15 protein-coding genes are annotated in these 14,521 nt (G+C 35.8%); 9 read left to right on the top strand and 6 right to left on the bottom strand.

Features of this window, described 5'->3' with window-relative positions; translation table 11 throughout:
• The first annotated feature begins 83 nt into the window (after positions 1 to 83).
• Genes C1N55_RS16670 through resA form a run of 5 tightly spaced genes read left to right on the top strand, consistent with a single transcriptional unit; the run spans position 84 to position 3,012 of the window.
• Positions 84 to 506 (top strand): BlaI/MecI/CopY family transcriptional regulator, encoded by a 423-nt coding sequence (locus C1N55_RS16670; RefSeq protein ID WP_137729865.1) that lies wholly within the window; start codon positions 84 to 86, stop codon positions 504 to 506.
• Positions 499 to 1,347 (top strand): M56 family metallopeptidase, encoded by an 849-nt coding sequence (locus tag C1N55_RS16665; RefSeq protein ID WP_137729864.1) that lies wholly within the window; start codon positions 499 to 501, stop codon positions 1,345 to 1,347. The genes C1N55_RS16670 and C1N55_RS16665 overlap by 8 nt, the downstream gene beginning before the upstream one ends.
• A gap of 51 nt (positions 1,348 to 1,398) precedes the next feature.
• The gene (locus tag C1N55_RS16660; RefSeq protein WP_137729863.1) at positions 1,399 to 2,040 is read left to right on the top strand and encodes a DsbA family protein; all 642 of its coding nucleotides are present in this window, start codon (positions 1,399 to 1,401) and stop codon (positions 2,038 to 2,040) included.
• Entirely contained in the window at positions 2,033 to 2,434 is a 402-nt protein-coding gene (locus tag C1N55_RS16655) for a disulfide oxidoreductase (protein ID WP_137730672.1), read from the top strand. The genes C1N55_RS16660 and C1N55_RS16655 overlap by 8 nt, the downstream gene beginning before the upstream one ends.
• 35 nt (positions 2,435 to 2,469) lie before the next feature.
• Positions 2,470 to 3,012: a thiol-disulfide oxidoreductase ResA gene (resA, locus tag C1N55_RS16650; RefSeq protein ID WP_137730671.1), complete on the top strand. Its 543-nt coding sequence runs from the start codon at positions 2,470 to 2,472 to the stop codon at positions 3,010 to 3,012.
• Between the two features lie 52 nt (positions 3,013 to 3,064).
• Here resA and C1N55_RS16645 read toward each other — a convergent pair whose 3' ends face one another.
• The 4 genes from C1N55_RS16645 to C1N55_RS16630 all read right to left on the bottom strand — a co-directional run bounded on the left by C1N55_RS16645 (position 3,065) and on the right by C1N55_RS16630 (position 5,647).
• Positions 3,065 to 3,901: an RluA family pseudouridine synthase gene (locus C1N55_RS16645; RefSeq protein ID WP_137729862.1), complete on the bottom strand. Its 837-nt coding sequence runs from the start codon at positions 3,899 to 3,901 to the stop codon at positions 3,065 to 3,067.
• Positions 3,902 to 3,980: 79 nt separating this feature from the next.
• Positions 3,981 to 4,454 carry a thioredoxin family protein gene (locus tag C1N55_RS16640; protein WP_137729861.1) on the bottom strand — a complete coding sequence of 158 codons (474 nt, stop codon included), beginning with the start codon at positions 4,452 to 4,454 and terminating at the stop codon, positions 3,981 to 3,983.
• A complete protein-coding gene (locus C1N55_RS16635) occupies positions 4,451 to 4,879 on the bottom strand; it encodes a disulfide oxidoreductase (RefSeq protein ID WP_137729860.1) in 429 nt (142 codons plus the stop codon). Before C1N55_RS16635 ends, C1N55_RS16640 begins: the two co-directional genes overlap by 4 nt.
• Positions 4,880 to 5,020: 141 nt before the next feature.
• The gene (locus tag C1N55_RS16630) at positions 5,021 to 5,647 is read right to left on the bottom strand and encodes a GntR family transcriptional regulator (RefSeq protein WP_137729859.1); all 627 of its coding nucleotides are present in this window, start codon (positions 5,645 to 5,647) and stop codon (positions 5,021 to 5,023) included.
• 242 nt (positions 5,648 to 5,889) lie between these two features.
• Here C1N55_RS16630 and C1N55_RS16625 point away from each other — a divergent pair, with 242 nt between their 5' ends.
• A complete protein-coding gene (locus tag C1N55_RS16625) occupies positions 5,890 to 7,005 on the top strand; it encodes a GAF domain-containing sensor histidine kinase (protein WP_137729858.1) in 1,116 nt (371 codons plus the stop codon).
• An 11-nt stretch (positions 7,006 to 7,016) separates the two neighbouring features.
• Entirely contained in the window at positions 7,017 to 7,667 is a 651-nt protein-coding gene (locus C1N55_RS16620; RefSeq protein ID WP_137729857.1) for a response regulator, read from the top strand.
• Positions 7,668 to 7,954: 287 nt separating this feature from the next.
• On the opposite strand, the gene C1N55_RS16615 is transcribed toward C1N55_RS16620, so the two are convergent.
• Together C1N55_RS16615 and C1N55_RS16610 are read right to left on the bottom strand one after the other, a co-directional pair.
• Positions 7,955 to 8,854: a cation diffusion facilitator family transporter gene (locus C1N55_RS16615; protein WP_137729856.1), complete on the bottom strand. Its 900-nt coding sequence runs from the start codon at positions 8,852 to 8,854 to the stop codon at positions 7,955 to 7,957.
• Between the two features lie 189 nt (positions 8,855 to 9,043).
• Positions 9,044 to 10,366, bottom strand: coding sequence for a hemolysin family protein (locus tag C1N55_RS16610; RefSeq protein WP_205758553.1), 1,323 nt, complete (start codon positions 10,364 to 10,366; stop codon positions 9,044 to 9,046).
• A gap of 643 nt (positions 10,367 to 11,009) precedes the next feature.
• On the opposite strand from C1N55_RS16610, the gene C1N55_RS16605 reads away from it, so the two are divergent.
• Together C1N55_RS16605 and C1N55_RS16600 are read left to right on the top strand one after the other, a co-directional pair.
• A complete protein-coding gene (locus tag C1N55_RS16605; RefSeq protein ID WP_137729854.1) occupies positions 11,010 to 12,755 on the top strand; it encodes an ABC transporter ATP-binding protein in 1,746 nt (581 codons plus the stop codon).
• Positions 12,752 to 14,485, top strand: coding sequence for an ABC transporter ATP-binding protein (locus C1N55_RS16600; protein WP_137729853.1), 1,734 nt, complete (start codon positions 12,752 to 12,754; stop codon positions 14,483 to 14,485). Before C1N55_RS16605 ends, C1N55_RS16600 begins: the two co-directional genes overlap by 4 nt.
• Positions 14,486 to 14,521 lie beyond the last annotated feature (36 nt).

Here is a 14,521-nt window from a genome sequence, read left to right as displayed (position 1 = left end):
TTTTCATTTTTAAAGAGAGTGAATTATGTAGTTGACGTATAAATAAACTAACACTACAATGAGTAATGTGAGGTGGGTTAACCATGAAAATTCGAAAATTTAATATGCTAGAGAGTGGATTAAATCGATTTTTTGGACCACTTGAGGCAAAAATTATGGACATTCTTTGGTATCAAGAAGAAATGACCATTAAGGAAGTACAGACTTTGCTAGAGAAAGAAAAACCAACCAATTTTAATACAGTCATGACAGTGATGAATCGTTTAGTTGAAAAAGGAATCCTTCAAAAGAAACCTGTTGGCAGATCCTCCTATTATAAACCCATTCAATCGAGAGAAGAGTTTATAAATAACCAATCCAAAGAAATGACTCATGAACTAATGGACGAGTTTGGAAGCGTTGTTGTAAGTCATATGCTGGATGCACTAGAGGATGTAGACGATGAGCTGGTAAAGAAACTTGAATTGAAAATTAGAGAATTAAAAAAGGATAAAAAAGATGAGTAAACGTCAGTCGAAATCTATGTTTACCTTGTCTATATTAATTTCGGGATCTATTTTTGTTCAGATGGGCCTCTACTTAATATCCCTAATTTCGGGTTCAAATTTACGATTTAATATTTTTGAAGTGTGTCATAATACTCTAAAATTGATCGGTTTAACCTCATTAACATATGCAGTAGATATTTTGGTAATAGGTACTTTTTTATTTGCTCTTTGGAAAATTAGTACCCAGATTATCCAAACAGTGAAAATGAGACGCCGATTACAACAATATAGTTGTGAAAGTTTAACAAAGGAATTTAATGACCAATTCAAAAATAGAAAGAAAGAATTTATCATTATTTCTTATCCAGTTCCAGTTGCTATTACAATGGGTTTTATATCACCTAAAATTGTTCTGTCAACGGGTCTATTAAACTTGCTGAGCGAAGAAGAGTTAGAAGCGGTTATTTATCATGAAACGTACCATCTAAACAATCATGATCCATTAAAAATCTTTTTACTGTCAATTAATTCTGTTACATTGCCTTATATTCCAATATTAAAATGGTTTAATGAAAAGTATCGTGTAATTCAAGAAGTGATGGCAGATGAATTAGCGATAGAAAAACAAGAGACAGCACTCCATATTGGCAGTGCACTAATGAAGATGTTAAAAGTAGGGAAGCTTGAGACAAAATCTTTTGCCTATGCTTCTTTTGCGGAGACATCTGTAAATTATCGAATTGAGCATATATTAAATCCATTAAAAAATACACATATCAAGGTACCGGTAATCATCACAATGTGGTCGATTCTTGTATTCAGTTTGATCAGTATCTTTTTTATTTACGCATTAGCGTAAATTTTTTAACCAGTTACACTACATAATGTAGTTTTAAAAGGAGAGTTTATTATGTCAAAGAAAATATTTTGGATTGTTGGAATAATAGCTGTATGTATTATAGGGATTATTTTATTAACAGATGTTAGTCAAGAAACAGCGGAAATTGATTATGAAAATCAACCGTTTATGGGAGATGAAAATGCCCCTGTTGAAATCATTGAATTTGGAGACTATAAATGTCCTCATTGTGGTGAATTTAATAGTTCAATGGTGCCTTATATTAAAGAGGAATTTATCGATACTGGCAAGGCAAAGTTTTATTTTATGAACTATTCTTTTATAGCTGTGGACTCTACAACAGCAGCTCTCTTTGCAGAAACAGTATATCAAGAGCTTGGTAACGAAGTATTCTGGGAGTTCCATGACTTGTTGTTTGCCAACCAAACAACTGCGGATGGAAAAGAAAATTTTATGGATGAAACCTTTTTAAAAGCAGTCTTATCAAAAGTAGCAAGTGAAGAAGAGGTTGAACAAGTTGTTCAGGCATTTAGTGACAACCAGGGTGATGCTTCTCTGGATAAAGATATGGAAATGGCTAATAATCTAGGTGTCAATTCAACCCCTACAATATTTATTGGCGGGAAGAAATTTGAGGGAATGACAACAGATGATTTTGCAGAAATGGTAGAGGAAGCCTCAAATGATCAATAAACCATTAATGCTTGCATGGATTACATCTATTATTGCTATGAGTGGCAGCTTATTTTTCAGTGAACAAATGAAGTTTATTCCTTGTACACTTTGCTGGTATCAGCGAATTTTAATGTACCCACTGGTTATTTTGCTGGGAATAGCATTCTATCGAAATGATAAAGGGATATATAGATATGTATTGCCAATTTCAGTGATTGGAATCATTATGTCCAGCTATCATTATGCTGTACAAAAAATCCCTTCAATGAGTGAGTTTAGCGCATGTACAAGTGGTGTCCCTTGCTCTGGTCAATACATTAATTGGTTTGGTTTTGTAACGATACCATTCTTATCACTTATAGCATTTGTCATCATAACAGTCTCAATGATTGTTTTATGGAAACGTAAATAGCTCCTGTTTGATAGGAGTTAGAAAGGATTGTGAGTATGAACGATAAAAAGAAAAAAAGGTCTATTGTCAGATTCTCAATATTATTCGTGTTGTTTGCTGCAATTGTTTTTACCGTATACACTAGCTTAACGAAAGAAAAAGTACAGGTGTTACAAGTAGGAGATGAAGCTCCAGATTTTGAGTTAACTGACTTAAATGGGGAAAAACATCGATTATCCGAGTATGAAGGACAAGGGCTCTTCTTAAATTTCTGGGGAACATGGTGTGAACCATGTAAAAAAGAATTCCCTATCATTGATCGGCAATATCACGAATATCAAAAGCAGGGTGTACAAGTCTTAGCGGTAAATATTGCGGAATCGGATTTTGCAGTTCGCAATTATATCGAGAGTAAAGGGCTAACTTTCCCTGTTGTAATCGATAAAGAAAAAAGCGTGATGACCGCATATAATATCAATCCATTGCCTACGACTTTCTTGATTAATCCAAATGGAGAGATTGTAAAAATCATAACAGGAGAAATGAACGAAACGATGGTCAAACAATATATGGAACTTATAAAACCAGAAGAAATATAAAGAATATAAAAGAGTCCCTTGTCTACAAAGAACAAGGAACTCTTTTTTTACATTATTTATCAGCTACAACGACTTGTTTATTTAAAAAAGGGTGCTCAAATTCTAATTGAATCGCATGTAATTCGTAGTCCCCAGAAGCGGTTTGACGCGCGTTATACATTGTGTCTCCAACAATTGGGTGACCTATGTGGGCCATGTGAACTCGTATCTGATGTGTACGTCCAGTTTCAAGAACTAGATGGACCAGACATGTACCTTTAAAACGTTTTACAACTTCAAAATGAGTGATCGCATGTTGACCGGATGATGAAACCACACGACGAGTTGCATGGTGGCGATCTTTTCCAATAGAAGCATTAATCGTTCCATTTTCTTGGCGAATGTTTCCTTGAACTTCTGCTTCATAAGTTCGGATAATGGATTTTTCCTCAATCATGCGGTCAAATATTGATTTTGCAATCGGGTGTTTGGCTACTAATAATAACCCTTTTGTCCCAAGGTCAAGACGATGAACATGCTCAGCATAGTGGCCACCGTTTTCTTTAATATGAGCCATCACATGATTCAAACAAGTGTTGATATCCTGTTCGTCATTTGGATGGGTGGCCATCCCTTTTGGTTTTGAAACAATAAGACAATGCTCATCCTCGTATCGAATCGACAACTCACATTTTGCAGTTGGCTTGTAATTCGAAGCAGGTGCTTCGAATTCAAAATGCAGAATCGTCCCCTTTTTTAGAGGGTCCTTCCACAATACAGGAGTTCCATCTGATAAAGTCACTGCTTTTGCCATACGTAATTCGTGTACAATTTTTTTACCAAGGCGCCATTTTTCACGCAATAATTCTTCTACTGTTAATCCTTCTTGAATAATTTCATATGGGAACATATTCTACCTCCAAAATAAGAATAATCGTGTCCAAAAATGAACACGATTATTCATCAACTTAATATAATTTTTGCCGACATTACGATTTAGCCTGCTCTAAGAAATCATAAATCACTTCTGTATCTTTAGAGTAATCTCCGACAATACGGTTTACTTCTTTCCCATCTTTAAAATAGATTAAAGTTGGCGTTGCTTCAATGGTATAATCATCCCAACCTTTTTCATATTCTAAAAGGTTATATTGGTCGACTTGAACATCTACTTCCTCTGCGATTGGCATCAGCGCTGGTGTCATAGCTTGACAGTGTACACATGTTGGACTGAACATATAAGCAACTACAGGTTCCCCAGAGTCAATTTTTTCTTTTAGAGCTTCAGGTAGGATGATATTTTGATAATTTTCATTATCTAGTAGATCAATTGTTGCTTGATTTAAATTATCAGTATCATAAGGGTTGTCTTTTAATTTATCTTCATTTGCTAAGTTTGTAAGTATAATAATGGCTGCAAAAAGTACAACGACAATTGCACCGAGAATTCCTAATTTTTTCATTGTTTTTCTCCCTTCAGTACTTTTATCATGTAGAAACTAGTAATAGCGATTAATATAAACGCAACACCAGCTAGAAATGGTATGGTAATAAAGCCTAACATATTAATATATTGTCCAGTACATGGAACTCGTCCACATGCAGGCGCAGAATCAGCTAAGAAGTCCAGCTTTTGAATACCATAATGATAAAGAGAGATGATACCACCTATACATGAAAACACTGCCGTTGTTACGGCAATTCGAGCATTTTTTTGTATGTAAGCTATCGTTGTCATTAATAGTATCGGGTACATAAGTATTCGTTGATACCAGCATAACTCGCAAGGTTCGTAGCTGCGTATTTCGGAAAAATAGAGGGAACCAAGTGTTGCTAATAATGACACAAGCCATATAGAGAGCAAACTATTCTCTAGTTTTTTATTCATTTAGCATCTCCTAGTAATCATTTTCTATTGTAGCTTGATTATAATTTGTTGCTAAATAGAAGTAAATTATTTTGAATTAGAAATAATTAAAATAAGAGTGTTTTTGACGATTATATGAATCATTAAACTAAAAGAAAGTTACTAGAAAATATTTGAGTATCGAAGCATGTATTTTAAGTCTAATTTTAGATGTTTGCGCATTAATTCGGAAGCTAAATCACCGTTCTTTGATGCGATTGCCTCGTATATTTCCTGATGCTCTTCGTATAATAAAGGTCGTTTATTTTTTATAAGCAGCCGGCGATATAAATTATAAACCGTATTCACTTTTTGTATTTCCTCGATCATCACAGGGTTATTGCACTCTGCAATAATCAGCTCGTGAAATTTCATGTTTACGCTTACAATTTCATCGAATGTACCTTTTTTTGATTCTTTCAACGCCTGCTTTAATTGGCTTAATTTTTCCTTTGTCATGTTTTCAGCTGCTTTTTTGGCAGCATAGCTTTCAATTAACGTGATTAACTCCGATGAGTAGAGTAAGTCTTCCTTTGTGGGTTTGTAAACTCGTTTGTTTTTGATTAAACCTTCTTGTTCAAGATGGCGAATGGCTTCTCTTACGGGCGTTCGACTTACCCCGATTTTTTCAGCTAATCGTTCCTCGACAAGCTTAATACCACCATTTAACTCACCACTTATAATCATATTTCGTATTGATTCATAGGCTAATCGATAAGCATTAGAGTTATTTGGATTTACAACTTGCATTCTTACTCCCCCTAGTAAAACGTAATACGATTATATTATACACTTAAAGTCACACAATATTAGTGGTATTCCATAAACTTTTATCTCAATTCAAGAAAAAATTTCATCCAAAAGTATGAGAACCATACAAATGCGATGGGGTACAGTCTAATGATATGATTAGTAAATAAAAAAGTGAGGATAGCTTGTTCGAAAATAAAAGTTACTCTTGCTGAAAGTGTATAGTGTGAGGTGTTCAAAGCTTGTCAGTCAATGATCATTCGAATATAACAATCCTAAAAGAAATTGCAGAGCTATTAAATGAAGAAACAGATTTAATCCCGATGTTAAAAGGTGCTTTAAGTAAATTTTTAAACGGGACAAATTTTGAAACCGGATGGATTTTCTTTATCAATGAAAAAGGGAAAACCGAGTTGATTGCTCAAGAAAATTTACCGGAGGCACTCGAGTATAATAACTGCCATCATTTGCAAAAGGGTGGCTGTTGGTGTGTATCTAGATATCGAAAAAATGAGTTAAAAAAAGCCTCCAATATTATAGAATGCCAAAGAATTGAAGCAGCGATTGAATCGAATACAGGAGATAATGCGGATATTACGCACCATGCGACAGTACCATTGCAATCGGGAGACGAACGGTTTGGAATTTTAAATGTTGCTTCTCCTAAAACAGCAAAATTTACGGAAGAAGAATTAGAATTACTAGAATCTGTAGCTTTTCAAATGGGTTCAGCTATTAAACGCATTAATTTAACAAAGCAAGAGCAAGAAATTGCCTTGGTGCAGGAAAGAAATCGATTGGCACGAGATTTACATGATTCCGTAAACCAATTGTTATTTTCCGTAACACTAACAGCTCGAGCTGGAATTGAAATGAGTGAAACTGCAGAAATCAAGGAAACATTCAAAGAGATCCAGCAGCTAACAAAATCAGCCTTAACTGAAATGAGGGCACTAATTTGGCAATTACGCCCAAAAGGTTTGGAAAGTGGATTACTCGAGGCAATTAAAGCCTATTCAGAAATGTTAAACATTAATTTAACGGTCAATGTCTCAGGAGTTATTCAGTTTCCATCAAGGGTAGAAGAAACGCTATTTCGTATTACGCAGGAAGCCTTGAACAATATACGCAAACATGCTGGAGTACAAGAGGCGATTATCTATTTAACTGTAACGCCAACAGATATATTGCTTGTCATTAAGGATGAAGGAAGAGGGTTTGTCATTGATCAGGAGAAAAGACTTCCTTCTATCGGCTTACAATCCATTCAGGACCGTACTATTGCACTTGGAGGGTCTGCAGATTGGGTTAGCCAAATTGGAAAGGGAACGGAATTATTAATCCGTTTACCATATTAGGGGGGGATCACATGATTCGAGTTTTAATAGCAGATGACCATCATGTTGTACGACGTGGTTTACTATTTTTTCTAAAAACACAAAAGGATATCGAAGTAATTGGGGAAGCAAAAAATGGAATAGAGGCTGTTGAGCTTGTTGAATCTCTACAACCCGATATTGTATTAATGGATCTTGTCATGCCTGAAATGGACGGCATTCAAGCAACGAAAAAGATAAAAGATAAATGGCCGGACGTTCATATCTTAATGTTAACAAGCTTTTCAGATAAAGATCATGTTTTACCTGCCATCGAAGCAGGTGCTGCAGGGTATCAATTAAAGGATATTGAACCGGACGAATTGGTGAACTCCATTCGCGAAATTATTCGTGGCGAAAATATCATACACCCGGTTGCAACAATTCAATTAGAAGAGACACTTCGGGAAGAAGAAAACCTTCCTCATGTGAAAAACGCTTTAACTCCAAGGGAAAGAGATGTATTAGCCGAATTAACAAAAGGGAAAAGCAACCGGGAAATTGCCTCGTCCTTATTTGTTACTGAGAAAACAGTAAAGACTCATATTTCAAATATATTCTCAAAGCTCGATGTTCAAGATCGAACGCAAGCTGCCCTTTACGCAGTAAAACATGGACTAACTGAAGGAAGCGAAACGCCATAATGTGTTGTCATTAAATTATTTATCAAAAGCTTGGTCTTTGAACAGAGGAGATTGAGCTTTTTTTTGTTTGTTTTGGAAAGTTATTGAGTTAAATGTATAGATAATAGTTGAAGCTGTAGTTGAAATTTTGATGTGTCGGGATTATTGATGAAAGTGTCGGGATTTTCAGCAAAAGTGGCGAGATTAAAAAAATCCTCTCGCCAAACTAAAAGTAGAAAAATTAAATAGTAGTATAAGTAACCGCAGCCTACAAATGTAAGGCTGCGCGCTATCATTACCTTCAAAACCTAAAAATGATAATCCTCATCAGTCGCTATTGTAAGCTCATGCGGTTCTATATGGACAAGCACCATACAGAATGGATTAAATTTTTTAACCGTTGATTCGATTTTCTCAGTGATTTGATGACTTTGGCGGACATCTAAATGGGGATTCACTGTTACTGTAACATCTATAAAACTCACATTTCCATGGGATCTACCTTTAAAGTCGACTAAATCAATCACGCCAGAAACATTGTGTATAAGGACAGATAGTGTTTCGGCTTCTTCAATATCAAAGCTGTCTGTTAATGTTTGAACCGAGTCCCAGAAGATTTCGATTGCCGTTTTTATGATAATGATGGCAACAACTAAAGCTGTGAGTGTATCGATAATAGGGAAGCCAATAATCGCCCCAAATATCCCGATGGCCGTACCAATACTGACAAGTGCATCAGAACGGTTATCGTATGCAGCAGCTTTTACGGCAGAACTATTGATTTTTTTTGAAAGAGCTAAATTGTACCGATATACACCATACATAACAGCTGCACTCCCTATCGCTACATACGCAGTTAAGGAAGAAGGCGTTTCTCGAACAGGGTTCCATAAATTCATTACCGAACTTAAGAGGACCTGTAAGCCTACCATCATCATGATAAAAGATGCAATGAGTGAAGCAATTGTTTCCGCACGCAGATGTCCGTAAGCGTGATTGGAATCAGGTGGTCTCTGAGATATTCGCAAACCGATTAAGACAGCAATGGAAGCAATAATATCTGTTGTATTATTTAATCCATCCGCTTTTAACGCCTCTGATTCTCCAACATATCCAATTGTTAGTTTAATCGAACTAAGGATTAAGTAAGTGCCTATTGAAAGCCAAGCACCTTTTTCCCCGGCTCGTAAATTTGTATATAGCTCCACAATGTTTCCTCCTGGCAAAACTTTAGAACATGACAAAACAGAGCCGTCTCTTCTGGAATGAGACGGCTCTGTTTTTTGCAGCCTAAATTTTAGGTAGTACAAAAATCAGTTTTTTGTTTTCATGAAAAGTTATGTCCCAAAAGTTGACTGATTAAACTTTTGAGACATACTTCATTGCTGCTGTTAGAATTATTCTTCTGATTCTTTTAAATCATCATCAGACTCTTCTGGTTCAGGTAATTTTGTTACTTCAATGTAAAGGATATGGTGGCCGTCAGATTCTTTAATTTTGAATTCGTAACCTTCATATTCGAAGCTATCGCCTTCAACGGCATCGAATCGTTGAGTTAAGAACCAACCGCCAATCGTATCTACATCTTCATCATCGATCGTAATCCCCAACATATTATTTACTTCGTCAACTAACAATTTAGCATCTATAATGTAGTGATTATCACTAATTTCTTGTACTTCTGGTATTTCGTCATCGTCAAATTCATCTTGAATATCACCGACGATTTCTTCGATAATGTCTTCAATTGTGACTAAACCTGAAGTTCCACCATATTCGTCCATTAGGATAGCCATATGAATTCGTTCACTTTGTATTTTCAGTAATAAATCACTAATCGGAACCGTTTCAAAAATTCGAATAATCGGTTGCATATAATCAATTACCGGCTTGTTACCGTTTGCAGGATCTTTTATATACGCAGTAAGTAAATGCTTTAGATTTACTAGGCCGATTACATGGTCTTTGTCTCCATCAATGATAGGGTAACGAGTATATTGTTCAACCCCCATTACTTCAAATACTTCTTTAACTGTTAAGTCTTTTTCAAGACCAACAATTTCAGTTCGAGGTACCATAATTTCCTTCGCTGTACGGTCAGAGAATTCGAAAATACTATTTACGTACTCGTATTCAGAATGATTGATTTCTCCACCTTTATAACTATCTGTTAAGATAATACGAAGTTCTTCTTCAGAATGAGCTACTTCGGATTCAGATGCCATTTTATATCCAAATAAGCCTGATAATGCTCGAGCTGAACCGTTTAGAGTACGGATAAATGGATACATGACCTTATAAAATACAATTAATGGCCCTGAAAGGCGCAATGTAAGTTCTTCTGATTTTACAATGGCAAACGTTTTTGGTGTTAACTCTCCTACGACTACGTGTAAATACGTAACAAACATAAACGCAATAATAAATGAAAGCAGGGAAGCTAGCGTTGCATCTAAATTCATCAATTCAAATAAGGGATGTAGAATCATCTCAAATGTCGGTTCACCTAACCAACCTAGACCAAGGGCAGTGATGGTAATCCCTAATTGACAGGCTGATAGATACTCATCTAAATTCGAAACAACCTTTTTAGCTTTCATTGCTTTTTTGTTGCCCTCTGCAACTAATTGATCAATACGAGTTGTTCTTACTTTTACGATTGCAAACTCAGTTGCAACGAAAAATGCCGTAGCAGCAATTAACAAGAAAAATGCTGCCAACTTAATGGTTAACTCTACTATGTCTACGTCCAAATACTTTCTTTGCTCCTCGCCCGAATGAGGGGTGCGAACAAAGAGTACACCTCCTATAATAAAAAATAATTGAATAATACAATGATAAAATATTTACTGGGAAAATACAAATAGTGGCTATATATTGTCCCAAAGAATATTTTACTAATCTATGACATTTTGACTTATGGAAAATCATAGAATAGACGGTTAATGTGTAGATGATATCAAAAGTATTTCTATTTTCTAAAAATTGTTGACTTTCAAAAAATGGATATGCTACGCTTTAACTGTAATTATAAATATAAGAAAAGGAGGTTAGGATTATGAAAATTAAAAACACATTGCCGCCAGCAATTAAATACGTTAATCCAAACCTGCCTCAAGCTTTCTTATATTTATGAAGGACGCGCATAAATTAAAGAGGGGATACAGGTATTGGATACTTGTATCCTTTTTCTATGAGCACCTATCTCACAGGAGGATAGGTGCCTTTTTTTGTGCATGCATAGAAAATTATGGAAGAGGAGAGAGGATTATGAAAAGTCGTTACACAAGAAAGTTGTTAAAAAGTGAGTGTACGGATAGTGGATAGTTAGGATTGGACAGCAAATTAGGAGAAGGTGCATAAATGTTTGAATTATTAGTTAAATTAAAGTGGTTTTTTAAGGCTTATTGGAAAAGATATTTGATCGCAGTTGTTTTACTAACCATTGCAAATGTCATTGAAGTTGTCCCACCTTGGATAATAGGGGTGGCAATTGATGATATTGCACTTGGGACAATGACTGAGGATTCTTTAAGAAATTATCTATTATGGCTTGGGTTGATTGTAGTATTCGGTTATATGATTAACTTTACATGGCAGTATCAATTATTTGGTGGAGCACTTTCTTTAGAAAGAATTTTGCGAAAAAAACTAATGCACCAATTTTTAAAGATGACGCCAACCTTTTATGAAAAAAATCGTACTGGGGATTTAATGGCCCGTGCTACGAATGATTTAAATGCAGTTTCGTTAACTGCAGGGTTCGGGATTATGACGTTATTTGATTCTACCATCTATATGGGGGCCATTATTTTGGCGATGGGATTCTTGATTTCATGGAAGCTAACGATTTTCTCAATGCTTCCAATCCCAATTATGGCTGTACTCATGCAGTATTATGGGAAAATGGTGCACGAACGCTATATGAAGGCGCAAGATTCTTTTGGTGAACTGAACGATAATGTTCTTGAATCAGTTTCAGGTGTTCGAGTAATTCGCGCCTATGTACAAGAAAAGAAGGATGAAAACCGTTTTGCCGATATGAGTGAAGAAGTGTATCAGAAAAATATCCATGTTGCCAAAATTAATGCGCTATTTGGTCCAATCACAAAGGTTGGTACTGGTATTAGTTATGTTGTAGCACTAGGGCTAGGTGCTTTTCTTGTATCTAATGGAGAAATGACAGTTGGGCAGCTTGTAACATTTAATGTTTATTTAGGTTTAGCTGTTTGGCCAATGATAGCAATCGGTGAATTGATTAATGTCATGCAGCAAGGGAATGCATCTCTGGACCGAGTTCAAGAAACGTTAGATTATGAGCAGGATGTAAAAAATCCAAACGCCCCACAGGATGTTAAAAATCCGACATCTCTAGGGTTTAATGAATTTTCATTCCAATATCCTATGTCTCAAATGAAAAACTTACACAATATTTCCTTACATGTAAAACAAGGTCAAACACTTGGTATCGTTGGGAAGACTGGTGCAGGTAAAACAACCTTTGTAAAGCAATTATTAAAAGAGTACCCAATAGCGGAAGGTCAATTTACCATTGGAAACGTTGATATTGCAAAGTTAACTAAAGAACAGCTACTTGAGTGGATCGGCTATGTTCCGCAAGATCATGTATTATTCTCAAGAACCATCCGAGAAAACATTTTATTTGGAAAAGAAGATGCAACAAAAGAGGAAATTGATGAAGCAGTTCGTCTTGCCTACTTTGAAAATGATTTGAAAAATCTAGCTTTGGGTCTTGAAACTCTAGTGGGAGAAAAGGGAATATCTCTTTCAGGAGGTCAAAAGCAACGCGTTTCGATTTCTCGTGCCATGATTAAAAATCCAGAAATCCTCATTTTAGATGATTCACTTTCCGCTGTAGATGCAAAAACGGAAGCGAAAATCATTGAAAATATTGGCCGAGTGAGAAAAGGGAAAACGACCATTATTACGACCCATCGTTTATCGGCTGTTCAGCATGCGGATCAAATAATCGTATTGGACGAAGGGCAAATAATCGAAGAAGGGACACATGAGGAGCTTCTTCAAAAACAAGGCTGGTACAAGGAACAATATGATCGCCAACAGCTAGAGGAGGTGCCTAGCGAATGAGTACTAGTAAACGTTTATTTAAATATGCAATGTATTTCAAAAAACCAATCTATATTGGATTAGCGTTGTTGACAATTGCTGTTTTCACAGATTTAGCTGGACCGTTTATTGCAAAGCATATTATTGATCATTATATGACGCCTGGTTCAATTGAACTTCAGCCGATTGTGAAGTTGCTTATTGTGTTTTTCGTTTTATCGATTGCAACGGCGATTCTGCGATATTTTATGTTTATCTATTTACAAATCGGTGCGAACCGTATTATTCAAAAGCTGCGCAAGGATGTCTTTGGCCATATTCAAACGATGTCGATTGATTACTTCGATAATTTACCGGCTGGAAAAATTGTTGCGCGTGTAACAAATGATACTGAGGCAATTCATAATTTGTATGTTCAAGTGCTATCGCAATTTGTAACAAGCTTCATATCGATTCTAGGAGTTTATGTAGCACTCTTTATCTTAAATGTGAAAATGGCCCTTGTCGCATTGGTTGTTGTGCCAATTATCTATATTTGGATGGTTGCTTATCGAAAATATGCTTCTAGGTATAATCATGTGGTACGCACAAAAATTGCCGATATTAATGCAATGATTAACGAATCTATTCAAGGTATGACGATTATTCAAGCGTTCAAGCGTGAAAAGCAAATGAAGGATGAATTTGCTGAAATGAATAATGAACATTATGAATATCAAAGAAAGCTATTATTCTTAGATTCAGCAACATCGTTCAATTTAGTACATGTTTTAAGATTAGTCTTCTTTGTCATCTTTATTTATTATTTCGGTACACAATCGATGACAACAGTTGAAGTTATTACAGCAGGGACTCTTTATGCGTTTGTGGACTATATTACACGTTTATTTGGTCCAATAGTAAATATCGTCAATCAATTTTCACAATTAGAACGTTCTCTTGTAGCAGGTTCTCGCGTGTTTGAGCTGCTTGATCGCAAGGGTGAGCCAGTTAGCGAGGAATCGATTCCAAGATATGAAGGAAATGTTGTGTTTGAGAATGTATCCTTTGCCTATAAAGAGGATGATTATGTATTAAAGAATATCAACTTTTCAGCTAAAAAAGGCGAAACGATTGCCCTTGTTGGTCATACAGGTTCAGGGAAAAGCTCGATAATGAATTTATTGTTCCGCTTTTATGACCCTCAAAAGGGAAAAATCATTATTGATGGGAAAAACATTTTATCTATTCCACGTCAATCCTTCCGTGAGCATATGGGCATTGTGCTACAGGATCCTTATTTATTCACAGGAACAATTGAAACGAATGTTAGTTTAAGAGATCCAAGAATTTCGAGGGAAACAGTAGAAAAAGCCCTTGAAGCAGTTGGTGGAGAGCGAGTATTAAAGAATCTTGAGAAGGGCATTGATGAGCCTGTTATTGAGAAGGGAAGTACACTTTCTTCAGGGCAGCGTCAATTAATTTCCTTTGCAAGAGCATTGGCGTTCGACCCTGCCATTTTGATATTAGATGAAGCCACATCAAATATTGACACAGAAACAGAAGAAATTATCCAGCATGCAATGGAAGTATTGAAAAAAGGAAGAACAACTTTCATTATTGCACACCGTTTGTCTACTATTAAGAATGCCGATCAAATTCTCGTATTAGATAAGGGAGAAATAGTTGAAAGAGGAACTCATGAAGAGTTAGTTGCGTTAGGTGGACGTTACGAAACTATGTATCGATTGCAAGCAGGAGCATTAAATTAAAGTATGGAGTTGGTCCAGAGATCTGGACCAACTCTT

The sequence above is a fragment of the Lysinibacillus sp. SGAir0095 genome (genome assembly GCF_005491425.1).
GTDB lineage: Bacteria > Bacillota > Bacilli > Bacillales_A > Planococcaceae > Ureibacillus.
Note: the sequence above shows the minus strand (reverse complement) of the source record. Positions and strands in the feature narration are given on the sequence as shown.

Excerpts from the sequence above, each read along its gene's own strand:
- C1N55_RS16620 (WP_137729857.1), top strand. The coding sequence starts at position 7,017 with ATGATTCGAGTTTTAATAGCAGATGACCATCATGTTGTACGACGTGGT.
- C1N55_RS16605 (WP_137729854.1), top strand. The coding sequence starts at position 11,010 with ATGTTTGAATTATTAGTTAAATTAAAGTGGTTTTTTAAGGCTTATTGG.
- C1N55_RS16635 (WP_137729860.1), bottom strand. The coding sequence starts at position 4,879 with ATGAATAAAAAACTAGAGAATAGTTTGCTCTCTATATGGCTTGTGTCA.
- C1N55_RS16670 (WP_137729865.1), top strand. The coding sequence starts at position 84 with ATGAAAATTCGAAAATTTAATATGCTAGAGAGTGGATTAAATCGATTT.
- C1N55_RS16660 (WP_137729863.1), top strand. The coding sequence starts at position 1,399 with ATGTCAAAGAAAATATTTTGGATTGTTGGAATAATAGCTGTATGTATT.
- resA (WP_137730671.1), top strand. The coding sequence starts at position 2,470 with ATGAACGATAAAAAGAAAAAAAGGTCTATTGTCAGATTCTCAATATTA.
- C1N55_RS16630 (WP_137729859.1), bottom strand. The coding sequence starts at position 5,647 with ATGCAAGTTGTAAATCCAAATAACTCTAATGCTTATCGATTAGCCTAT.
- C1N55_RS16645 (WP_137729862.1), bottom strand. The coding sequence starts at position 3,901 with ATGTTCCCATATGAAATTATTCAAGAAGGATTAACAGTAGAAGAATTA.
- C1N55_RS16665 (WP_137729864.1), top strand. The coding sequence starts at position 499 with ATGAGTAAACGTCAGTCGAAATCTATGTTTACCTTGTCTATATTAATT.
- C1N55_RS16600 (WP_137729853.1), top strand. The coding sequence starts at position 12,752 with ATGAGTACTAGTAAACGTTTATTTAAATATGCAATGTATTTCAAAAAA.
- C1N55_RS16640 (WP_137729861.1), bottom strand. The coding sequence starts at position 4,454 with ATGAAAAAATTAGGAATTCTCGGTGCAATTGTCGTTGTACTTTTTGCA.